The 20,355-nt window shown below is 63.1% G+C and carries 20 protein-coding genes; 9 read left to right on the top strand and 11 right to left on the bottom strand.

What is annotated here, in order from left to right; all coding sequences use genetic code 11:
• The first annotated feature begins 11 nt into the window (after positions 1 to 11).
• The 4 genes from JJE66_RS22800 to JJE66_RS22785 all read left to right on the top strand — a co-directional run bounded on the left by JJE66_RS22800 (position 12) and on the right by JJE66_RS22785 (position 4,744).
• On the top strand, positions 12 to 1,940 hold the full coding sequence (locus tag JJE66_RS22800) for a potassium transporter Kup (RefSeq protein WP_200516732.1): 1,929 nt from the start codon (positions 12 to 14) through the stop codon (positions 1,938 to 1,940).
• A gap of 169 nt (positions 1,941 to 2,109) precedes the next feature.
• Positions 2,110 to 2,436 (top strand): rhodanese-like domain-containing protein, encoded by a 327-nt coding sequence (locus JJE66_RS22795; RefSeq protein ID WP_200516731.1) that lies wholly within the window; start codon positions 2,110 to 2,112, stop codon positions 2,434 to 2,436.
• A 7-nt stretch (positions 2,437 to 2,443) separates the two neighbouring features.
• Positions 2,444 to 3,622, top strand: a complete 1,179-nt coding sequence (locus JJE66_RS22790) for an aminotransferase (RefSeq protein ID WP_200516730.1) — start codon at positions 2,444 to 2,446, stop codon at positions 3,620 to 3,622.
• Between the two features lie 6 nt (positions 3,623 to 3,628).
• Positions 3,629 to 4,744, top strand: coding sequence for a polyamine ABC transporter substrate-binding protein (locus tag JJE66_RS22785; RefSeq protein WP_200516729.1), 1,116 nt, complete (start codon positions 3,629 to 3,631; stop codon positions 4,742 to 4,744).
• A 345-nt stretch (positions 4,745 to 5,089) separates the two neighbouring features.
• Here the strand turns inward: JJE66_RS22785 and JJE66_RS22780 are convergent, their stop codons facing one another.
• The 3 genes from JJE66_RS22780 to JJE66_RS22770 all read right to left on the bottom strand — a co-directional run bounded on the left by JJE66_RS22780 (position 5,090) and on the right by JJE66_RS22770 (position 7,458).
• Positions 5,090 to 5,953, bottom strand: a complete 864-nt coding sequence (locus JJE66_RS22780) for an outer membrane beta-barrel protein (protein ID WP_311979943.1) — start codon at positions 5,951 to 5,953, stop codon at positions 5,090 to 5,092.
• Between the two features lie 81 nt (positions 5,954 to 6,034).
• Positions 6,035 to 6,454, bottom strand: coding sequence for a hypothetical protein (locus JJE66_RS22775; RefSeq protein ID WP_200516728.1), 420 nt, complete (start codon positions 6,452 to 6,454; stop codon positions 6,035 to 6,037).
• Between the two features lie 2 nt (positions 6,455 to 6,456).
• A complete protein-coding gene (locus tag JJE66_RS22770; protein WP_200516727.1) occupies positions 6,457 to 7,458 on the bottom strand; it encodes a hypothetical protein in 1,002 nt (333 codons plus the stop codon).
• Between the two features lie 437 nt (positions 7,459 to 7,895).
• On the opposite strand from JJE66_RS22770, the gene JJE66_RS22765 reads away from it, so the two are divergent.
• Positions 7,896 to 12,101: a winged helix-turn-helix domain-containing protein gene (locus JJE66_RS22765; protein ID WP_200516726.1), complete on the top strand. Its 4,206-nt coding sequence runs from the start codon at positions 7,896 to 7,898 to the stop codon at positions 12,099 to 12,101.
• Positions 12,102 to 12,418: 317 nt separating this feature from the next.
• Here the strand turns inward: JJE66_RS22765 and JJE66_RS22760 are convergent, their stop codons facing one another.
• The 6 genes from JJE66_RS22760 to JJE66_RS22735 form a co-directional block, all read right to left on the bottom strand.
• Positions 12,419 to 13,351 (bottom strand): lipid A biosynthesis lauroyl acyltransferase, encoded by a 933-nt coding sequence (locus JJE66_RS22760; protein WP_200516725.1) that lies wholly within the window; start codon positions 13,349 to 13,351, stop codon positions 12,419 to 12,421.
• A gap of 8 nt (positions 13,352 to 13,359) precedes the next feature.
• Positions 13,360 to 14,637 (bottom strand): beta-ketoacyl-ACP synthase, encoded by a 1,278-nt coding sequence (locus JJE66_RS22755; protein WP_200516724.1) that lies wholly within the window; start codon positions 14,635 to 14,637, stop codon positions 13,360 to 13,362.
• Positions 14,638 to 14,657: 20 nt separating this feature from the next.
• Positions 14,658 to 15,860 (bottom strand): beta-ketoacyl-ACP synthase, encoded by a 1,203-nt coding sequence (locus tag JJE66_RS22750; protein WP_200516723.1) that lies wholly within the window; start codon positions 15,858 to 15,860, stop codon positions 14,658 to 14,660.
• Positions 15,857 to 16,327, bottom strand: coding sequence for a 3-hydroxyacyl-ACP dehydratase FabZ family protein (locus JJE66_RS22745; RefSeq protein WP_200516722.1), 471 nt, complete (start codon positions 16,325 to 16,327; stop codon positions 15,857 to 15,859). The genes JJE66_RS22750 and JJE66_RS22745 overlap by 4 nt, the downstream gene beginning before the upstream one ends.
• 10 nt (positions 16,328 to 16,337) lie before the next feature.
• Entirely contained in the window at positions 16,338 to 16,625 is a 288-nt protein-coding gene (locus JJE66_RS22740; protein ID WP_007592476.1) for an acyl carrier protein, read from the bottom strand.
• A gap of 248 nt (positions 16,626 to 16,873) precedes the next feature.
• Complete coding sequence (locus tag JJE66_RS22735) at positions 16,874 to 17,215, bottom strand: hypothetical protein (protein WP_200516721.1); 342 nt, start codon at positions 17,213 to 17,215, stop codon at positions 16,874 to 16,876.
• 315 nt (positions 17,216 to 17,530) lie between these two features.
• On the opposite strand from JJE66_RS22735, the gene JJE66_RS22730 reads away from it, so the two are divergent.
• The gene (locus JJE66_RS22730; protein ID WP_200516720.1) at positions 17,531 to 18,157 is read left to right on the top strand and encodes a ParB-like protein; all 627 of its coding nucleotides are present in this window, start codon (positions 17,531 to 17,533) and stop codon (positions 18,155 to 18,157) included.
• 15 nt (positions 18,158 to 18,172) lie between these two features.
• Here the strand turns inward: JJE66_RS22730 and JJE66_RS22725 are convergent, their stop codons facing one another.
• A complete protein-coding gene (locus tag JJE66_RS22725; protein ID WP_200516719.1) occupies positions 18,173 to 18,328 on the bottom strand; it encodes a hypothetical protein in 156 nt (51 codons plus the stop codon).
• Between the two features lie 276 nt (positions 18,329 to 18,604).
• Between JJE66_RS22725 and JJE66_RS22720 the strand changes: the two genes are divergently transcribed.
• Positions 18,605 to 18,748, top strand: a complete 144-nt coding sequence (locus JJE66_RS22720) for a hypothetical protein (protein ID WP_200516718.1) — start codon at positions 18,605 to 18,607, stop codon at positions 18,746 to 18,748.
• Between the two features lie 3 nt (positions 18,749 to 18,751).
• Here the strand turns inward: JJE66_RS22720 and JJE66_RS22715 are convergent, their stop codons facing one another.
• Entirely contained in the window at positions 18,752 to 18,964 is a 213-nt protein-coding gene (locus JJE66_RS22715; protein WP_200516717.1) for a hypothetical protein, read from the bottom strand.
• Positions 18,965 to 19,125: 161 nt separating this feature from the next.
• Here JJE66_RS22715 and JJE66_RS22710 point away from each other — a divergent pair, with 161 nt between their 5' ends.
• Complete coding sequence (locus JJE66_RS22710) at positions 19,126 to 19,857, top strand: Crp/Fnr family transcriptional regulator (RefSeq protein ID WP_200516716.1); 732 nt, start codon at positions 19,126 to 19,128, stop codon at positions 19,855 to 19,857.
• Between the two features lie 267 nt (positions 19,858 to 20,124).
• Positions 20,125 to 20,322, top strand: a complete 198-nt coding sequence (locus JJE66_RS38175; protein ID WP_246756506.1) for a hypothetical protein — start codon at positions 20,125 to 20,127, stop codon at positions 20,320 to 20,322.
• Positions 20,323 to 20,355: the final 33 nt, after the last annotated feature.

Genomic DNA, 20,355 nt, shown 5'->3' with positions numbered 1-20,355 from the left:
CAGGCTCTCCCATGACAAGTGACGTAGTAGTTACCGCCCCGGAAACGGCGGCGGCCAATGGGCATGGCGATGCCCACACCACCGCAGGTTTCGGCGCGTTGACGCTCGGCAGCATCGGCGTGGTCTATGGTGATATCGGCACCAGCCCGCTCTACGCGTTCCGCGAGGCGGTGATGGCAGCATCAGGCGCGGAGGGCGCGCCGACGCCCGCGGCCGTCCTCGGCGTGGTCTCGCTAATCCTGTGGGCGCTGATCGTCGTGGTGACGCTCAAATATGTCGTGATCCTGCTGCGCGCCGACAACAATGGCGAGGGCGGCACGCTAGCCCTGATGGCGCTGGCCCAGCGCGCGGTCGGCACCGGCGGGGCGACCATCGTCCTGCTCGGTATCATTTCCGGCGCCTTGTTCTACGGCGATGCCGTGATTACGCCGGCACTGTCGGTGCTGTCGGCCGTGGAAGGCATGAAGGACGTCACCGCGACGTTCGAGCCTTACGTCGTGCCCCTGACGGTGGTGATCCTGGTCGGCCTGTTCGCCGTGCAATCGCGTGGTACCGCCCGCGTCGCAGCCTTCTTCGGCCCGGTGATGTGTGTCTGGTTCGCCGTGATCGCGGTGGTGGCGATCCATCCGATCATTGCGCAGCCGCAGGTGCTGCTGGCGCTGAACCCGCTCTACGCCGTGTCCTTCATGCTCCACCACGGCATCATCGGCTTCGTGACGTTGGGCGCGGTGTTCCTGGCGGTCACCGGTGCGGAGGCGCTCTATGCCGATCTCGGCCATTTCGGCAAGCGGCCGATCCAGACCGCCTGGTTGTTCATCGTGCTGCCCTCGCTGGCGCTGAACTATCTCGGGCAGGGCGCACTCGTGCTCGGCGATCCCGGCGCGATCGAGAGCCCGTTCTTCCAGCTGTTTCCGCAAGGCCTTGTCCGCGGCGCCATGGTCGTGTTGGCCACCGCGGCGACCGTCATCGCGAGCCAGGCCGTCATCACCGGCGCCTATTCGCTGACGCGCCAGGCGATCCAGCTCGGGCTTCTCCCGCGCTTCGAAATTCGCCATACCTCCGAAGCCCATTCCGGCCAGATCTTCATCCCGCGCATCAACCAGCTGCTGCTGGTCGCCGTTGTGCTATTGGTGCTGCTATTCCGCTCCTCCAGCGCGCTGGCGTCGGCCTATGGCATCTCCGTCACCGGGACCATGGTGGTCACGGCGATGATGGGCTTTGTGGTGATCTGGAAGGTCTGGAAGTGGTCGCCGTTTACTGCGGCCGCCCTGATCCTGCCGTTCCTGTTCCTCGACCTGACCTTCCTCGCAGCCAACCTGCTCAAGGTGTTCGAGGGCGGCTGGGTGCCGCTCGCGCTCGGTTCGCTCATGATCCTCATGATGTACACGTGGCGGCGCGGCAGCCGGCTCTTGTTCGAGAAGTCGCGCAAGCTCGAATTCCCGCTCGCCGACCTCGTGGCGATGCTCGAGAAGCGGCCGCCGCAACGGGTGCCTGGCACCGCGGTATTCCTGACCAGCGATCCCCTGAGCGCGCCGACCGCGCTGATGCATAGTCTGAAACACTACAAAGTGCTGCACGAGAAGAACGTCATTCTCACCATCGAGACGGCGCAGACCCCGCGGATCGATCCGGCTGAGCGCGTCAAGCTGGAGCAGATCAGCCCGACCTTCTCCAAGGTGACGCTGAAGTTCGGCTTCATGGAATCGCCCAACGTGCCGAAGGCACTGGCGATCGCCCGCAAGCTCGGCTGGCAATTCGACATCATGTCGACCTCGTTCTTCCTGTCGCGCAGGGCGCTGAAGCCCGCCGCCCATTCCGGCATGCCGCGCTGGCAGGACCGCCTGTTCATCTCGCTCAGCCGCTCCGCCAACGACGCCACCGACTATTTCCAGATCCCGAGCGGCCGCGTGGTCGAGGTCGGCACGCAAGTGACGATCTAAGTCACGATTTAGGCTGCTCCCAAAGCTGTACTTCAAGTCGCTGCGATTTAGCTTTAACTTGCGGCACGCAGCTCAAGCCTTTGTAGCGCTTGATTTTCGTGAGCCGAGAGGCGAGGTTGCCGCCCGCCGGGATCGCCCCGGCAAGCGGGTCGCGACGTTGGAGGATGATGTGGCAAATCAAGTACAGGATCTGACCCCGGACGAGGTCTCCAAGGGTGTTGCGGAAGGACGCTATCTGCTGGTCGATGTCCGCGAGCCGAACGAGGTCGAGGCCGAGGCCTATCCTTACGGCATCGTCGTGCCGCTCTCGACCTTCGATCCCAAGGCGATCCCGGATCCGCAAGGCAAGGAGGTCGTGTTCGCCTGCCGCTCGGGCAAGCGCTCGGTGACCGCCTCGCTCGCAGCCCAGGCGGCAGGCTTGCCTTACGACAAGCATCTGGCCGGCGGCATGCTCGGCTGGAAGGCGGCGGGACTTCCCAGCAAGGTTGGTGGCTAACGTCGCGATGACCAAGAGCTCTTCGCTGAACAAGGTCTTCGCCGACCTTCCCGTCACCATCTTCGAAGCGATGTCGCAGGCCGCGCGCGACAACAACGCCATCAATCTCGGCCAGGGCTTTCCCGACGATCCCGGTCCGGAGGACATCCGCCGCGCGGCGGCCGACGCCTCCCTGAACGGCTACAACCAGTACCCGTCGATGATGGGCATCCCGGAACTGCGCCAGGCGATCGCGACCCATTACGGCCACTGGCACGGCCTCAAGCTCGATCCGATGAGCGAGGTGATGGTGACCTCCGGCGGCACCGAGGCGCTGACTTCGGCGATTCTCGCGGTGGTGCAGCCCGGCGACGAGGTCGTCTGCTTCCAGCCGGTCTATGATTCCTATCTGCCGATCATCCGCCAGGCCGGCGGCATTCCGCGCCTGGTGCGGCTCGAACCGCCGCACTGGCGGCTGAACGAGGACATGCTGAAAAGCGTCTTCAATTCAAAGACCAAGGCGGTGCTCTTCAACAATCCCCTGAATCCCTCCGCGGTGGTCTATCCGCGCGAGGACCTCGAACTTTTGGCGCGCTACTGCCAGGAGTTCGACGTCATCGCGATCACCGACGAGGTCTGGGAGCACGTCACCTTCGACGCGCACAAGCACATCCCGCTGATCACGATCCCCGGCATGCGCGAGCGCACCATCAAGGCCGGCTCGGCCGGCAAGATCTTCTCGCTCACGGGCTGGAAGATCGGCTTCGTCTGCGCCGCGCCGCCGCTGCTGCGCGTGGCCGCCAAGGTGCACCAGTTCCTGACCTTCACCACGGCGCCCAACCTGCAGGCCGCCGTCGCCTACGGCCTCGGCAAGCCCGACGAGTACTTTCTGTCAATGCGCAAGGATCTGACGCGGAGCAGGGACCGCCTCACCAAGGGGCTGGAGAGCCTCGGCTTCCCCGTGCTGAAGTCGCAGGGCACCTACTTCCTCACGGTGGACCTGTCGCCGCTCGGGCTGAACGAGAGCGATGCCGAGTTCTGCTGGCGGATCGTCAGGGATTACAAGGTCGCGGCGATCCCGGTCTCGGCCTTCTACGAGCAGGACCCCGTGACCTCGGTGGTCCGCTTCTGCTTTGCCAAGAAAGACCAGACACTGGACATCGCACTGGAGCGGCTGTCGGACGCCATACGCGGACGCAAGAGGTAGACAGAGATGACGAAGAACGTCAGCCGCTCTCGCTTTGGCCTTGGTCTTGCGATCGCCGCGGCGCTGACGTGCCTCTCGCAAGGGGCGGGCGCCGGGGAGCGCGTCGTCAACTTCTACAACTGGTCGAACTACATGGCGCCTGATGTCCTTGAGGCCTTCACCAAGGAGACCGGCATCAAGGTGGTCTACGATACCTTCGACGCCAACGAGACGCTGGAGACGCGGCTGATGGCCGGCAAGTCCGGCTACGACGTCGTGGTGCCCACGGCCTATTTCCTCCAGCGCCAGATCAAGGCGAACATCTTCCAGAAACTCGACAAGTCGAAACTGCCGAATTTGGCCAACGCGTGGCCGATGGTGACCAAGAATCTCGCGACTTACGATCCCGGCAACGATTTTGCCGTGAACTACATGTGGGGCACGACGGGCATCGGCTACAACGTCGCCAAGGTGAAGCAGATTTTGGGCGCGGACGCCAAGATCGACAGCTGGGACATCGTCTTCAAGCCCGAGAACCTCGCCAAGTTCAAAGACTGTGGCGTCCACATGCTCGACTCCGCCGACGACATTTTTCCGGCGGCGCTGAGCTATCTCGGGCTCGATCCGAACTCGACCAAGCAGGCCGATCTGGAAAAGGCCGCCGATGTCGTCGCCAAGGTCCGCCCCTCCGTGCGAAAATTTCACTCGTCCGAATATCTGAGCGCGCTTGCCACCGGCGAGATCTGCTTCGTGGTCGGCTGGTCCGGCGATATCATGCAGGCCCGCGCCCGCGCGGCTGAAGCCAAGAGTGGCATCGAGATCGGTTACACGATCCCGAAGGAGGGCGCGCAGATGTTCTTCGACAATCTCGCGATCCCTGCGGATGCCAAGAACGTCAGGGAAGCCTACGAGCTGATCAACTATCTCTACCGTCCCGACGTCGCCGCCAAGAACTCGGATTATTTGTCCTATGCCAACGGCAACCTCGCCAGCCAGAAGCTGGTCGATCCAAAGATTCTGAACGACAAGAACATCTATCCGGACGAGGCGACGCTCTCGAAATTGTTCGTCATCACCGCCCGCGACCCGGCGACGCAGCGGATCATCAACCGGCTGTGGACCAAGGTGAAGACGGGGCGGTAAAGGGGCTGCGGGCACAGTCCGCATCAGTCCCAAAACTCAGTTTCTGAAGAACAACCTCATGCACAGTAGAACAACTACCGGCGCGTTGCCGGCGGTGGCGGTGCTTAAGTCGCGATGCGATCTGGTTGAATCGATCCGCAAGCGCAAGAAGTTCGGAGCACTCGGCCGCAGCAAGCAATGAGCCGCCCGGTCGCTGGACGGACCTGATTTCGTCAGGCGCCGAAGGCGTTTGACTCGTCGGGCAAAACAGGAGCAGAAAAGTATCCTGCCGCTCACCCGAACCAAGCCCGACAGCCGTTGTGGGCACTACTGTTGTCGATTGCGCCCTAAATCGCCGCGTGCCTGTCAGTTAAAGCGGTAGTTCACGCCGACGCGTATGATATGGCCGTCGAAGCGTGAGCTTGTCTGTCCGGTTGCGGTGGCCCAAGGGGTGGTGACGTTGACGTTTTGGGTGAGCGAAATCGGCGCCGAGACGGTGCCGAGATCGTAATACAGGTATTCGGCTTTGGCGCTCCAATGTGAGCCGAGCATCCATTCGAGGCCGCCGCCCAGCGTCCAGCCGGCGACCGTTTTGGAGGCGCTTCCCGTGCCAAAAATCGGCGGCACGATCGTCGTCGTCCAACCCGGGAACATCTGCTGAAGGCTGAATGATGAGCTGACGTTCGCACCGCCATAGGCGAGGCCACCGGTGATGTAAGTCAAAAGGCTTGGAGTGGCGAGATAGCCGATGCGCCCTCGCACGGTCCCCAAATAGTCGAGGCGTTGCGAAAACGAGGCGGTCGACGAGTAGCTGTTGGCTGGAAAACCAAAGGGAGCAAAAGACGTCGTCGAAGAAGCGCTTGCCGTTCGCCTGGAGGAAGAGAGCGCCTGCATATCTGCTTCAAAGCCCAGGACGTAGGCCGGCGCGAATTGGAAATCATAGCCGAGCTGGCCGCCACCGACGAACCCGCTGCCTGAACTGCTGGCATTCGATGCGATCGCTGCGGCGAGCGCATTCGCCGTTGCTGGCGCCCCCGCCAGCAAACCTGCGGGATTGGACCAAAATGGCGTTCCCGTGGTGTTGAGTGAGGAGTCGCCGAACGCGACGCCAGCGTTCAGGCCCGCATAGAAACCGGTCCATGTTGCCGCAGGAGCCGCGACATAGGCCGGCGCCTTTCTGTACGGCAAGTCGGCCGCAAGCGTCGACACGATTGAGAACGCCAGCGTCACTGACGCCAAGCAGAAGGTACGACCTCTCATGAGACTTCCTCGCATTTCAAAGAGGGACAACGAACGGGAACGGTGAAACTTTCAGGAATTGGCCGGTTCAAAAATGCAGAGGATTGCTGGTTTCTCACCGGGATCGAAACAGACGTGCCACCGGCTATCGAGCGAGGGCCGGCGTGCACTCCGCGAAGGTACGAAGACCGTGGCGCCATCGTCGGTCGTCATGACAAGGCCGTCGCCAAGCGCTTTCAGCTCCGAAACCGGGTGGCAATCCCCATCGTGGCAGCAGTCGCGCGGATACCAGCTCGTTGTCGCGCTATCCGGCCCGACGTGAACGTGCGCTGTTGCGGGAAGACCGGTGGCCACAGCAAAGGCTGCAAACGCTCCGAGGCGCAATCCCCGACTCAGATACGGAGAAATACCGCATCGACCGCGCCAGATGACGGGCAGGCGGATGACGACGAGCAACAGCCGAAGCAAACGGACCACATGCTGATGCGCCATTTTCAGTCGCTCCCCTCGACCGCGGCGCCAGACGGCGCGAGCGGCCGGGCGCCAAAACGGATCAGCGAGGGTATTTCGTGCAGGCGCAACGCCTGGCGCATTAGCAAAGGCAACATGAAAATGGGAAACACGCTCATCGCGAGAAACAGCTCGATGCCCGGATGAGACGCGAGGAATGGAGTGGCTGCGGCCCACACCAGCGTGACGTTGCGGTTACCGCTCGCCAAGCCAACGGTCAGGCTGCGGCAGGTCCCCAAACGGAAAAACAATCCGGCGCTGACAAGCTGAAAAAAGACATTCAAGGCAAATGCAAGAAGCAGCAATTCAGCAGCCTGACCGGGAGCGGCCCAGATGCGTCTGTCCATTCCGTGCATCGCGCCGATCGCGACGACGATAAGGCCGACCACGGAAATCCCCGTCATCGCGTGGGGATTTTTCTGGATCCAGCCGCTGGCATACCGTCGCAACAACCAGGAGCAAACTGCCGCGCCGCCGACGATCAGTGCGAGCCGCAGGGACATGGCGATGACATCGATGTCCAGCTCGGCTCCCGCCATCAACTTCGCCAGCGGCGGCAGATAGAATGGCGACAGGATCGTCGCCGCTACCGTCGCGATCAGCGCAAGCGATGCACTCAGTCCGAGCATGGCCGCTATCGCGGCGGCGCTTCCAACCGGCGGCGCCAACATGGTCAGGATGATTCCAGCATCGACATCAGGCGAAAAGCTCGTCCATCGTACGAACAGATAGGTGACGACAGGAACGCCAAAGGTGGTCCAAGAAAGCACCGTGAGCATGCGCTTTCTGTCTCGCGCTTCGAGCTGAAAGGCTTCACGGTCCACTTTCAGGAACGCGCCGAGCGTAAAGATGAAGACCGCGATGCCCATGATCGGACGCATCACGTCAGCCAGCGTCGGGAGCATTAGCCCAAGCATGACGCCCACACACAGCAGAAGCGGTCCATGACGGCCGGCGGCCGCCAGGCAGGCTAAGGCCTTCGACATTTGCGTCTCTCCTCAATGTATTGAAGCCGCTGATTGGTCACGATCAGCAGCGCTGGTCGTGTTTGCAACGCGCTGTAGCTGGCAGAGAAGGTCGGCTGACCTGATGGTCTAATGCCTTCTGCGAAACCTGGGATATGACTAAATTTCATTCAGGGCTGATGCAAAAAGAGACGTCCGAAAAACTTGTTAGTCGTGTCCGAGACGCAACTTTGGCCGATTCAGTTTTCTGGGTTGTTTCTGCAGTGTAACCGTGTCGTAACGGCCATCGTCGCCATCGGTATTATTGGAATTGCAACGAATAGTTTTTAGTTTTGTGATCCACTTAACAATTGTGCGCATACGTATTTTGCTAAGATAATAGTGAAATCCCTTTTGGCCCGCCTAATAGCTATCATGTGCGTTCTTGCCGATGGCAGCGCCCTTCGGAGACCGCGGACATGGCTCGGCTGACGGGCGACTCGGCCGGCAAGGCTGCGAAGCAGACGCTGTTGGTTGTCGGCGGTGATCTCGCGTTGAGAGCCGCGCTGGCGCAGAACCTCATCAAGCGCGGCTATGCTGTCGAACTCGCGGTCGAACCGGGTCGGGCCCGTGCCATCGCGGATGGAGGAGCGATTGCGCTCAGTCTCATTCTAGCCGAGCGCATCTGTCGGGAAACCCTGGAGCTCGCACGCGAACTGGCGAACGGCGCCGGTATTGTGCTGATGGCAACGGACCGCTGTGAAGCGGCGCCGGTATTGGAAGGCATTGAGATCGTCGAAACACTCGTCCCCGAAGAGATCGTCTCCCGCGTCCAGGCAGCGCTGCTCAGATCAAGCAGTCCCGCAAGCAACAACCGGCCGGCGCCAACCGTCCTGGTGATCGCCGGGTTTCAGCTTGACTTGTCAGGTCATGCCTTGCGCGACCCACTTGGCAAGGAGGTGACGCTGACCGCGGGTGAATTCTCGTTGCTGTCGACATTTGCAAGCTACCCGGGTCGGGTCCTATCGCGCGATCAGTTGCGAGCCTCGCTCAGTGGTGGCGGTGTCGAGGTTTATGACCGCAGCGTCGACGTCATGGTCTCGCGCTTGAGACGGAAGATCGAGCCCGATCCCAGGCATCCTTCTCTCATCATCACGATTCCGGGTGCCGGCTACAAACTCGCGGTCACAGTGGAAGATCGTCCGTCGGCACTGCCACACTCGCGCGCGGCCCCGATCGACCCAGTTCGGCCATCGATCGGCGTGCTGCCGTTCTCTCCGATCTCTAGCGATGCAAATGTCGGGCAATTCGCCGATGGCCTTGCAGAGGACGTCATCACGGCGCTGTCGAGCAGTGCGGACCTGGCAGTGCTGTCGCGCCATTCCACATTTGCGTACAAAGGCAAGGCGATCGACATCCGCCACGCCGGGCAAGCGCTCGGCGCCAGATATCTGGTCGAAGGCAGCGTGCGGATCGTAGGCGAACGGCTGCGCGTGGCGGCACAGCTCGTCGATGCAGGCGATGGCAGCCATCTCTGGGCGGAGCGTTTCGACTGCGGCTCCGGAGACGACATGCTGCAGGCCCAGGATCGCCTCGCCCAGGAGATCGTCCGGGCCGTTCGCTTCAGGCTACTCGGCGAGCGGATGTTGCCTGGCTTGGATCGGGTCGCGCGGCGATTGATTACGGTCATGGTCTGCCGTTTGGCTGGTGTCATCGCGTGGTCCGACCAGGCCGATGCGGAATCGGCCTATCGACTGATCGAGAGCTACCAGCGTTGCTGTACCGATGCGATAGCAAGGTCCGGAGGAGTCGTTGCTCTGCGCTCGGCGGATGTTGTGGAGGCGCATTTCGGCTTGCCACCCACTGTTGAGCGCGGCGCCGAATGTGCCCTGAGCACGGCTATCGAGATCCGAGACGCTTGCGGCAGCATCGATGGTGCTGCAGATGGTCGCGTGCAGGTGCAGGCCGGGATCGCAACCGGCACCGCGATCGTTGGCGCGCTTGGCGAAAATGTCGATGAGCGACGTCACAGCGCGATCGGGCAGCCCGTTGATTCTGCGAGACACCTGTCCAGCGCTGCTGCGGCCGGCGAAATCATCATCTGCATTCGCACGCGCGAGCTGGTCGGCGGGCTCTTCGATGTTCGTGAGCATGAGCATGCTGGATCGGAGGTATTCAGAGTCGTCGGAGCCGCGCCGGTAGAGACCCGCTTTTCCGGGCTGCGCGAACATGCAGTCGCGCCGCTGGTCGGGCGTGCCGAGGAACGAGCGCGACTGCTTCGGCACTGGTGCGAGGCTCGGGCGGGCATCGGTCAGACTGCCTTCATCGCCGGCGAGGCGGGTTTAGGCAAGTCGCGGCTGCTTGTAGCCTTACGTGAAGACATCCAGCATGAGCCGCATGGCTTTCTCCACTTTGCGTGTGCGCCTCATCGAAGCGATACAGCGCTGTTTCCGATCATCGAACATATCGAGCGTGCAGCCGGACTTCAATACGGCGACGATGCAGACCAGAAGCTCGCCAAAGTCAGCCAGTTGCTGCAACGGCCGGACCAAGACCAGGAGGAGGTGCGCTGGTTCGCGGCGGAGCTGATGTCGCTGCCGTGCAAGGTGCCGACCTTTGCCGCATCGCTCACACCGCCTCAGCGCAAACAGAAGATATTCGATGTATTGCTTCGTTATCTCGAAGCTCAGTCTAGAGCGCACCCGATCCTTATCGAATTCGAAGACGTCCACTGGGCGGACTCGACGACAGTCGAACTGCTCACTCTGTTGATTGATCGCTTGCCTGGCATGCCCGCAATGGCGGCGGTCACGGCCCGGCTTGAATTCAATGCTCCCTGGCCGGATCCCGAGCACGGGACTGAGATCAAGCTGACACGTCTGACCCGTGAAGAAGCGACGACGCTTGCAGGCTGGGTTGCCCGCGATCATTCGGCGAGCGCAGGGGATCTCGAACGCATCGCGGATCGCACGGACGGTGTTCCTCTGTTCATCGAGGAGTTGACGAAGAGCATCATCGAGGGGGCCGGCACTGCTTCGGCCAGTTCGATCCCGCTCACGCTGGAGTCCTCGCTCATCGCTCGCCTGGATCGCGTGGCGTCCGCCGGCGACGTTGCCGCTGCGGGAGCCGCGATCGGGCGAGTGTTCTCGCACGAGTTGCTCAGCGAAATCAGTTATTTACCTGCCGGGACGCTCAACGACAGGCTGGACAAGCTGCTGGCCGCCGGGCTGCTCTTCCGCCGCGGGGTACCGCCGGATGCTACATACACTTTCAAACACGCCCTGGTGCGGGACGCAGTTTACCAGCGCCTGAGCGCGGATGTGCGCCGAAAGTTACACGCGCGCATTGCGCGGGCGACCGAGAGCAAATTCCCCGAGCTGGCGCACAGTCAGCCTGAGTTCGTTGCGCTGCATGCCATCGAAGGGCAACTGTTCGACACTGCGGTTGAATATGCATTCAAGGCCGGCAAGCACGCGGTGGCGATTGGCGCGATGCGCGAGAGCGTGCGGCAGCTGCGCCTTGCCCTTGCGGCTCTAGAACGTCTGCCCAAGCACCGCAAGCACGCGGAGCTTGAGGTCGACATCCTCCTGGTGCTGCTCACGGCGCTTGTGTCGGCTCGCGGCTATACCGATCCGGAGACGCAGGAAACTTATGCGCGCGCCAACGCGCGCTGTCACGAGCTCGGCACGAAATCGCGGCTGGAGGTGATCGAACACGGTATATACCGCCAGTACTTGGTCGGGGCCAATTATGTGAGCGCACTGCGTGTTGCTCAGGACGCGCGGGCCGGCGGGCGCTCCGGCTGGGAACTCGGCATCGGCATCGTCCGGTTGCACCAAGGCGAACTGGCAAGCGCTATGGATCCATTGGAGCGCGCCTGGGTGGCGATCGACGGAGCCGCCCGCACGGAAAACCTGGAAGAGGTGCGTCTGACGGGGGCCCCGGCGTATTTGGCACTTTGCCATGCACTGCGTGGCGAGCACCGGCAGGCCCAAGCGCTGCTTGCCGAAACGCTTGCAATTTCAGAACGGCTGGCCAGCCCGATCGCGCGCGCCTCCGCCCTGAGCGCAACGGCCCGGGTAAGCTGGCTCCTTGGCGCCAACGCTCAAAACCTTGAATTTGCAACCGAGCTCGGCGACTTGTGTCGGGAGCGCGATTTCCGTTACTGGCTTGCCGCCGCCGAATGCTATTTGAGCTGGCATGCGGCCCAGCAGGGCAGGTCGATCGAGGCTGTGGCTCGCATCGAACGCGCGCTCGACGCATACCGCGCGACCGCTGCCCGCTGGCTATATCCGTTCTTCGTTGCTATGAGCGCCGAGATCGATCGCGCCGATGGTCGATCTACGGACGCCTTGCGCAGGACCGAGGAGGCGCTCAGCGAACGAGCGGTGACGGGAGAATTCTGGTACGACGGAGGACTGCTGGCGCTGAAGGGAAAGCTGTTGCGCGATCTGGGCGATGTCGGCGGAGCGGAGAGATGCTTGCTGGCGGCGCTTGCTACCATCGAGCATCAGGGCTCCCATCTGTTTGCGCCTGCTATTGCAGTCGAACTTGCAGCGCTGTGGGAGGCGCAGCATCGAAAAGCCGAGGCCGAGCTTCTGCTGCGCAGATTTCCGAATCTGCGGGCAGACGGAGCAAAGCCAGATCAGCGGCAACGCCCGGCCAAGCCGTACCAGGACAAATGAACCTTCTGACTTCCGAGATCAGACAGAGCGGTAGGAAGGAATGCGGTGCGCGGACGCAAGAAGTAGAAGATGAACGTCAGCCGCCGCCCTGCTTATTCTGCTTACCTTCGACAAAGATTCCGGAGAGTTGGCGAGAGCGTCGTCGCTTCCGAATGCCTGCGGGATCGTCCTGCTACGTATCGTTCCGCGTCCACCTCAGCGGGCGGGCAAGCGATCGCTGACCTAATTCTTGCCCCTGACGATTGGGCGGGCCATTTTTCGGTGATCGAACCCGGCCGAGTCCGGAGGCATCTGCTGAGACCATAGCACCGGAATGCCTACCGCCACCTGCGATGCAGCCACAGCCACTGCTCCGGATGTTCGCGTACCCAGCTCTCCACCACGCTGGTGATCGCCTGCGTCGTGGCCTGGATGTCGATCTTGCCGTCGGCATCGCGTACCGGCGGGACCTCCTCGGTGAGCTCGGCGGCGAAGCGGCCGCCGGGCTTGCGGATGACGCGGACGCCGTGGATCGGGCATTCGACCTGGCGGAGCAGGCGGGCCAGCATCGGATTGGCGCGGGTCTTGCGGCCGAAGAAGGTGACTTCGACGCCGCCGGTGAGATACTGGTCGACCAGCATGGCGACGTGCTTGCCGTCCTTCAGCGCCTGCGCGAGCCGCAGCGGCGCGTCGCGCCCCGCCGGGATCAGCGTGCCCATGTTGACCTGGCGCATCTCCTGGATGATGCGGTCGGCCGAGGCAATGTTGGGCCGGCGGTAGAGGATCGCGGCATCGAGCCCATGGGCGACGGCGGCGAGCGCCGGCAATTCCCAATTGGCGAGATGCGAGGCGAAGATCAGTGCCGGCTTGCGGTCGTCGCGGATCTGGTCGAACAGCTCGATGCTGCGTGCCGGGAGTTCGATCCGGCTGTTCTCGGGATGCGCGCGGTCGTAATCCCAGACGTGGTCCATATGGGCGAATTCGGCGCCGACACGGCCCAGATTGTCCCACACGCCCATCAGGATGGTTTCGATCTCTTCCGGCGACTTCTGTGGGAACGCCGCGGTGAGGTTGGCGCGGCCGATGCGATGTTCGCGCAGGCGCGGGCCGATCAACTTCACGGCGCGCGCGAAGAAATCCGAGGTCTTGGCCGGATCGAAATAGCGCGTGGTGCGCAGCATGCCGACGGTGGCCGCACCGATCAGGCCGCCGCCGATCGATTTGGCGGCCTCCCGCGCGCGGGCCTTGGTGCTCGCAGGAAGCAGCGCCATCCGTCCGGTCAGGCCGGTTCGCGGGTCAGGATCAGCGAGGCGTTCTGGCCGCCGAAGCCGAACGAGTTCGACATCACGGCGGTGACGCGGGCGTCGCGCGCCTTGTTGCCGACCACGTCGAACAGGATCGTGGGATCCGGATTGTCGTAGTTGATGGTCGGCGGAATGCGCTGATGCTCGAGCGTCAGCAGCGAGAAGATCGCCTCGACGGCCCCTGCGGCCGAGATGGTGTGGCCGACCATCGACTTGTTGGAGGTGACCGGGATCTTCGAGACGAGATCGCCGAACACGGCCGATGTCGTGTTGTACTCCATCTTGTCGTTTTCGGGCGTCGCGGTGCCGTGGGCGTTGATGTGGTCGATCTGGTCCGGCGTCATGCCGGCATCGGCCAGCGTCTTGTTCATGCAGCCGATGATCGGCTTCCCATCAGGTGACGAGCGGGTGCGGTGGAAGGAATCGGTGAGCTCGCCGCAGCCGGCGATCACGCCGAGAATTTTTGCGCCGCGCGCGGTGGCCGCCTCGTAGCTCTCGAGCACGAGGGCGCCGGCGCCTTCGGCCATGACAAAACCGTCGCGGTTCTTGGAGAAGGGGCGGGAGGCCGCCTGCGGCGGATCGTTCTGGGTCGATAGCGCTGAGAGCAGCGAGAAGCGCACCAGCGCTTCCGGATTTACGGTGCCGTCGGTGGCCACGCACAGCGCGGCATCGGTCTCGCCGCGGCGGATCGCCTCGACGCCGAGCTGGATCGAGGTGGCTCCGGACGCGCAGGCCGTCGACAGCGAGATCGGCGAGCCCTTGGTGCCGAAGGTCTCGGCGAGGTGGGCCGCAACCGAGCCGAACATGAAGCGGTGATGATAGGCGCTGTACTTGCCGCCGCCGGAGATACGCAGGAGATCGTCGTAGTTGAAGTCGGGCTTGCCGACGGCGCGGCCGAGCTCACGGCGCTGCGGCCATTCGACCTCGACCGGCGCGACCGCCAGGAAGAGCGGGCCCGGGAAATCACCTTTGGCGCCGATGCCGGCCTGCTCCAGCGCTTCCTGGGTGACCAGCTCGGCCATGCGTTCGGAGAGGCCGGTGGACGAGAACGGATCGACCCTGACGAAATCGACGGTGCCGGCCATCGTGGTCTTCAGGCCATCGACCGGAAAGCGCGTGATGGTGCGAATGCCGGATTCGCCCGCAACGAGTTTCGACCAATTGTCGGCCTTGCCGGCGCCGAGCGAGGTCGTGATGCCCATGCCGGTGACGACGACGACGGGACGCCCGAGTTTGTCGCGTGGTGCAGTCATGGATCCCCCAAACGAATGAGCTAAACTGCCTCCACCAGCGCCATGCCTTCGCCGCGCCAGTGTCCGGCCCCCACCACCACGATCTGGGTGGGCGCGCCCTGCATTTCAATCTCGGTCCCGGTGGAATCGTTCGGCGGGAACAGCGCGCCGCGCGAGATCGCGAGAGCTGCGAGCGCAATGCCGAGCGGGAATTGCGTTTCCATGGTGTGCCCGAACATCGTACCGGTCGCGCGCACCGGGAAGTCGGTGTGGCCCTTCAGGAAGCCGCGCTCCTCCGACGTCGCCGGCTCCGCGCCGGTCGCGCCCGAGATGATCGCGCCCTTGCCCTCGCGCTTGGGCAGCTTGGCCCACAGCTTCTCCAGCGTCGCTTCCATGTCGCCGGACTGCTTGCGCCGGGCCAGATCGGTCACCACGCTCGACAGCTTTGCGAACGGTTTGGCGCCGCGCGCTTCCGCATGCGCCTTGGATTCCAGCACCAGGAAGGCGCCGGCCGAGCCGAGCGCGAAGCCGGAATGGTCCTTGCGCGCCCACACGGGGGCAAACTTGTCCTTCAGATTGAAGTCGCCGAATTCGTAGAGGACCATCAGGTCCTTGCGCTCGCCATTGTGCGAGCCACCGACCAGCGCAATGTCGCTCTCGCCCGAGGCGATGCGCGACAGCGCGATGCGGGCGGCATCGGCGCCCGCGACCTCTTCGCCCATGAAGGTGCGCGAGGTGCCGCCGAGACCGTTGACGATGGCGATGTTGCCGGCGAGCAGATTGGAGAGCTGGGCCAGGAATAGCGTCGGCCTGAGATCGCTCATCAGCCGCTCGTTGAGGAAGCCGGGTGCGTTGGCACCCTTGGCTTCGGCGGTGAGTACGCCGGTGTCGACATTGAGATCGCGCTCGCCGCCGCCGGCGGCGACCACCATGTCGATCTTCGACAGGATGTCCTTGTTGCCCTTGATGCCGGCCGACTCGAGCGCCAGGCCCGCGGCATAGACGCCGATGCGCTGCCAGGCTTCCATCTGGCGCTGGTCGCCCTTCTTCGGGATCTGGCTGTCGAAGGTAACAGGCAGCAGCGGGTGCACGATGAAGGGCGCAAAGCCCTTTTCGTCGACATTGATGCGATTCTCCTGAAGCGCATTCCAGTTGGCGTCGAGCCCCTCGCCGAGCGAGGTGGCAAGACCAATGCCGGTGATCCAGACTTCCGTCTGGCCGGATTTCGAAGCGGTGTCAGTCATGGCGATACGGCCTGTTGCGGAAAGCCGACGCGCTTGGCGACCGCATCCATGTATCCGCGCATATCCGAATTGGGGAAGGGGATCAGCGTGAAGGTGAGCATCGAGTTCGCGCGCAGCTTGCCGCCGACCCGGATCTTGGCCTCGGTCATGGCATAGCCCGAGCCCTCATGGGCCACGCTCGCCTCGAGGGTCATGAGGTCGCCCGGAAACACCGAGCCGCGTACCTTGGCTTCCTTCACGGCGGCCAGGATCGGCATGCGCTCGAACTTCAAGACGCCAAGCAGGAGAAAGCCCGAGGCCTGCGCCATCGATTCGATCAGGAGCACGCCGGGCATCAAGGGATAGCCCGGGAAGTGCCCTTCGAAGACGGTGCTCTCCTTGGGAACCTGGGCCTCGACAACGATCTTTTTCGCGTCGACCTCGAGGTCGACGATGCGATCGATCATCTGGAAATATTCGAGTTGCATGGCCGCCCGATTAGGCGCTCGCGCCCTTGGCGGCAACCAGTTCGTCGATGCGCGCGCACAGGTTTTTCAGCACGAAATACTGCTCGGTGGTCGCCTTGCCGTCGTTGACTTCCTGGGTCCACTTTTCCAGCGGTAGCTTGATGCCGAACTGCTTGTCGATCGCGAACGCGATGTCCAGGAAATCGAGGCTGTCGATGCCGAGGTCATCGATGGCATGGCTATCCGGCGTGATCGTGTCGCGCGGGATGTCGCAGGTTTCAGCGATGATCGTAGCGACCTGATCGAATGTGGAGGACATCACTAAGCCTTTGATATATTGCGGATATTTTTCAGATATTCCAGAGTGGCAAGGTGGGTGGGCATCGCGCCCCGAATGACGCCCTCAACCCCCCCTCTGGCCGGGTTGAAAGCCCGTATATCGGAGCGCCGCCCTGAGTTCAATGGAGCCGGACAAGGCGCAGGGACAGGGCTGGGGCTGCCGGCCCGGGACGGCTTCGGCCCGGGGATAGGCCCCGCAGGAAGGAGGACGCCGGCGGCCCGCCGGGCCTAGATGTGCGGGGTCGTGATCTTGACGCAGTCCCGCCGGCCCATCAGCACGCAATCCTGGGTCCGGCGCAAGTCGGCGATGCTGACGGCAAGCCAGATCCCGATCGCGGTCAGCGCGATGGTGAAGGCCAGCGCCGCGATGTTGGCGAGCATGCGATGGCGGAAGTCTTCCGGCTCCTCGCGCGGCTGCTCGTAGCGGGACAGGTCGAGCGGTTCGGGGGCGGCGTGCAGCTTCTGTACGATGCCGCTGCCCCGGTGGATCACCGGGGAGGGCGTCGTGCGCGGCCTGAACTGGAGCACCCGGTGCTCGTCATCCGAGGTTATGGGCCGCTGGGATTTCATGGCGCGGGGATCACTCCGAAGCAGCAAATTTTAGATAGCATACGGGGCACAAGCGTTGCAGAAAATCTTCTCAACGCGCACGTGCATTGCGCATTCCAATTGTCTTTCCTGATCATTTCTTGAGCTCTTCCTTGCGCGCCGCGAACGCTCGTCGGAGCGGGTTGTCATCCCGGCGTCAGGGACGTACGGGTTGCGCTGCAACAACAGCCGGGACGATGGCGCCGCTTGTCCCGAACGCATGTTGCCGCCGCAACGCCCATGGCATAATCGGGAACCCTGTTCACCCGTTGCAACCAGATGAGAGGCCGTTCGATCATGACCACCAACGCGCGTGAGCCGAGAGTGCACCCGGTGCCGATCCTGTCGCTCCGCCCGACGCAGATGACGGTCGGCATGCGCGAGGTCAAGGAGAAGCGCAAGCGCTGGCGCGAGCACGGTAAGAAGAAGCAGTCCGAGCTGCTCGGCAGCCACATGATCCCCGTCGTCTTCGGACCGGACGCGCGCTACTACGTGATCGACCATCATCATCTCGGCCGCGCGCTGCACGACGAGGGCATCAAGGAGGTGCTGGTCACCGTAGTCGGCGATCTCCGCATGGTCGATCGCGAGGCGTTCTGGGGCGTGATGGACAACAAGCGCTGGGTCTATCCCTACGACGCCAAGGGCGAGCGGCGTCCGTTCCGCGATCTGCCGAAATCGGTCGTCGATCTCAAGGATGATCCCTACCGCAGCCTCGCCGGCGAGCTCCGCCGTATGGGCGGCTTCGCCAAGGACACCACGCCGTTCTCCGAATTCCTCTGGGCCGACTTTCTGCGCCGCAAGCTGACGCGCAAGGCGGTCGATGCCAATTTCGACAAGGCGCTGGAGAAAGCGCTGGCCGCGGCCAAGAGCAAGGATGCGGTCTATCTGCCCGGCTGGTGCGGGCCGGCGTCGGATGACTAGGCGCGGGCGCTCGCATCAATCGCGCTGGAAGATCTTGGCGCCGGGATAAACACGCCTGGCGTATGTCACGACCAGTGCGCGATCCTGGGTTTCCAGGAAGGGTGTTCGGATCCGACTCGACCCGACGATGAGGTGCCACAGACCGTTGAGCCTTTGGATGATGATTTTCATCTGACCGTTCCTCGAGGACTCCGCAATCGAGCAAATGCTGCTTGTCACGGCTGCCTTGCGATTCATGATCCTGATCGCGGGTGTGAAATTCCCCGATACGGCGCGCACGCGATGCAAGACGACGGCGACTATCATGAGTTGTTTACGGCCTGCAGCATTGCGAGCCGGATCTCATCACAGCCGCTTGAGCGAAATCATTTTCCGCACCCACGAAGTGGTCCTGAAACAAAGCCGGCCCATCTATTGGGCGTAGTCGAGCTCACACAGGAGGCAGCCATGCGCCGTCTCGTTTTCGTAATTGCCTTGCTCGCGGTCGCCTCAGCAGGAATTTCGGCGTCATTTGCCGCGGTTCACCAGGCCAGGACACTGACATTTGCCGAGCGCTTCGCGCCGGCGCTTCCGTTGATGGTCAAGCGCTAGGCTCTAGCGCCACCATTTCGGATTTTGCAGGCCGGGCGAGGAGAGCCAACGCTCCATCTCCGCGGCGGCCTCGCCGTTGCGAACCTTCTGCAACTGCATGTGGCGCTCGGCACCCGCCGGCAGCCTTCTGGCCGTGTCACGGGCTTCCTGCGTGAATTTGTTCAGGCGTTCCTGGAGGGACAGGGCCGGTCGCGTGCGGTTGCGCTTCTTGGTCATGGTTTGCCCTTTCGAGCGCCAAAACAAGCACGCACAGGCGAGCCACGTCCTTAACTTTTGTTGGAACCGCCGGCCGATCGCGGGCTTTTCAAGATGGCGCCCCCGCGAGTCCCACTGCTCGCAATTCGGTACGTCCATTCTCGAGACGGGAGCGAGCTCCAGTGCCCGGCGTTGCAATCCGCGCGGCGCTCATCAAGCGCCTGCGCATCTCTTCCGCGATCGCGGAAGAGGACATCAAGGAGATCGAAGCCTTGCCGATCTCGGTGCGACAGTACCCCGCCGAAACGGCGGTGGTGCGCGACGGTGAGCGCGCGACCGACTGCTGCCTGATCGCGGACGGGTTCTGCGCACGCTCCAAGACGATCGCGAGCGGCAAGCGGCAGATATTGTCGCTGCACATCCCCGGCGAAATCCCCGATCTGATGAGCCTGTTCCTGCACGTGATGGACCACGATCTGTCGACGCTGACGCCGGCGACGCTCGGCTTCATCAGCCACGAGACGCTGCAGAAGCTGCACCGCCGCAGGCCGATCGTCGCCGAGATGTTCTGGCGCGACACGCTGATCGACGCCGCGATGTTCCGCGAATGGATCGTCAATGTCGGTCAGCGTCCGGCGCCCGCACGGCTCGCCCACGTCATGATCGAATTGCGCGAACGCCTGAGGATCATCGGGGGCGTCGACGGGACCAGCTTCGAGATGCCGCTGACCCAGGAGGAGATCGGCGAGGCGATGGGGATCACCGCCGTGCACGCCAACCGCGTGATCAGGCAGTTGCGCGAGGAGGGCATCGTCGAGCTACATCGCGGACGCGTCACGGTGCTCGACGAGCGGAGATTTTTGGAGCTCGCGGATTTCGACGGCCGCTATCTGCGCCAGTCGCCAACGCTTTAAACCGCGCCGATGCCGCGATACCATTTCGACATCCACGAGGACAGCCGTCTCATCCCGGACCATGCAAAACCCGTCGGCAATGGGAAGCAGTTCACCTAGGCAGCCAAGGCTAAGACGGTTGCCTGGATTGGAACGTTCGGACCTTGGGTCGATTGGTAGTCATTGGCTCAGCTTCAAGCAACGCGGTCGCCTTTCCGGAGTTGTCGCTGCGGAGCTGAATCGCTCAACTCGAAACTCAGGCATCTCCAACCACGACAGGAGTTCACAATGAGCGGAGGAGACGACATTCACGCCACGCGGAGGACCGAGCCAAATGGAGTCGAGCCGTCGTTCTCCGAAGATGATCTTCAGCGCGCGCAGCTTGGTCCGCGCGGTGTTCCCGGTCAGCCCGACCCCGCCAGGATGACTCGACAGCGCGCCAAGAAAACGCCAGTCGAGGGTGATTTCGACGGACACACGTCTTGAATGCTTGGGCGAACATCGGGACGCCGGGGCGCA

The sequence above is a fragment of the Bradyrhizobium diazoefficiens genome, assembly GCF_016612535.1.
Lineage (GTDB): Bacteria > Pseudomonadota > Alphaproteobacteria > Rhizobiales > Xanthobacteraceae > Bradyrhizobium > Bradyrhizobium diazoefficiens_C.
This window is presented reverse-complemented; position numbering and strand designations above follow the sequence as displayed.

Excerpts from the sequence above, each read along its gene's own strand:
- JJE66_RS22800 (WP_200516732.1), top strand. The coding sequence starts at position 12 with ATGACAAGTGACGTAGTAGTTACCGCCCCGGAAACGGCGGCGGCCAAT.
- JJE66_RS22790 (WP_200516730.1), top strand. The coding sequence starts at position 2,444 with ATGACCAAGAGCTCTTCGCTGAACAAGGTCTTCGCCGACCTTCCCGTC.
- JJE66_RS22785 (WP_200516729.1), top strand. The coding sequence starts at position 3,629 with ATGACGAAGAACGTCAGCCGCTCTCGCTTTGGCCTTGGTCTTGCGATC.
- JJE66_RS22775 (WP_200516728.1), bottom strand. The coding sequence starts at position 6,454 with ATGGCGCATCAGCATGTGGTCCGTTTGCTTCGGCTGTTGCTCGTCGTC.
- JJE66_RS22770 (WP_200516727.1), bottom strand. The coding sequence starts at position 7,458 with ATGTCGAAGGCCTTAGCCTGCCTGGCGGCCGCCGGCCGTCATGGACCG.
- JJE66_RS22765 (WP_200516726.1), top strand. The coding sequence starts at position 7,896 with ATGGCTCGGCTGACGGGCGACTCGGCCGGCAAGGCTGCGAAGCAGACG.
- JJE66_RS22760 (WP_200516725.1), bottom strand. The coding sequence starts at position 13,351 with ATGGCGCTGCTTCCTGCGAGCACCAAGGCCCGCGCGCGGGAGGCCGCC.
- JJE66_RS22755 (WP_200516724.1), bottom strand. The coding sequence starts at position 14,637 with ATGACTGCACCACGCGACAAACTCGGGCGTCCCGTCGTCGTCGTCACC.
- JJE66_RS22750 (WP_200516723.1), bottom strand. The coding sequence starts at position 15,860 with ATGACTGACACCGCTTCGAAATCCGGCCAGACGGAAGTCTGGATCACC.
- JJE66_RS22745 (WP_200516722.1), bottom strand. The coding sequence starts at position 16,327 with ATGCAACTCGAATATTTCCAGATGATCGATCGCATCGTCGACCTCGAG.
- JJE66_RS22740 (WP_007592476.1), bottom strand. The coding sequence starts at position 16,625 with ATGTCCTCCACATTCGATCAGGTCGCTACGATCATCGCTGAAACCTGC.
- JJE66_RS22735 (WP_200516721.1), bottom strand. The coding sequence starts at position 17,215 with ATGAAATCCCAGCGGCCCATAACCTCGGATGACGAGCACCGGGTGCTC.
- JJE66_RS22730 (WP_200516720.1), top strand. The coding sequence starts at position 17,531 with ATGACCACCAACGCGCGTGAGCCGAGAGTGCACCCGGTGCCGATCCTG.
- JJE66_RS22725 (WP_200516719.1), bottom strand. The coding sequence starts at position 18,328 with ATGAAAATCATCATCCAAAGGCTCAACGGTCTGTGGCACCTCATCGTC.
- JJE66_RS22720 (WP_200516718.1), top strand. The coding sequence starts at position 18,605 with ATGCGCCGTCTCGTTTTCGTAATTGCCTTGCTCGCGGTCGCCTCAGCA.
- JJE66_RS22715 (WP_200516717.1), bottom strand. The coding sequence starts at position 18,964 with ATGACCAAGAAGCGCAACCGCACGCGACCGGCCCTGTCCCTCCAGGAA.
- JJE66_RS38175 (WP_246756506.1), top strand. The coding sequence starts at position 20,125 with ATGAGCGGAGGAGACGACATTCACGCCACGCGGAGGACCGAGCCAAAT.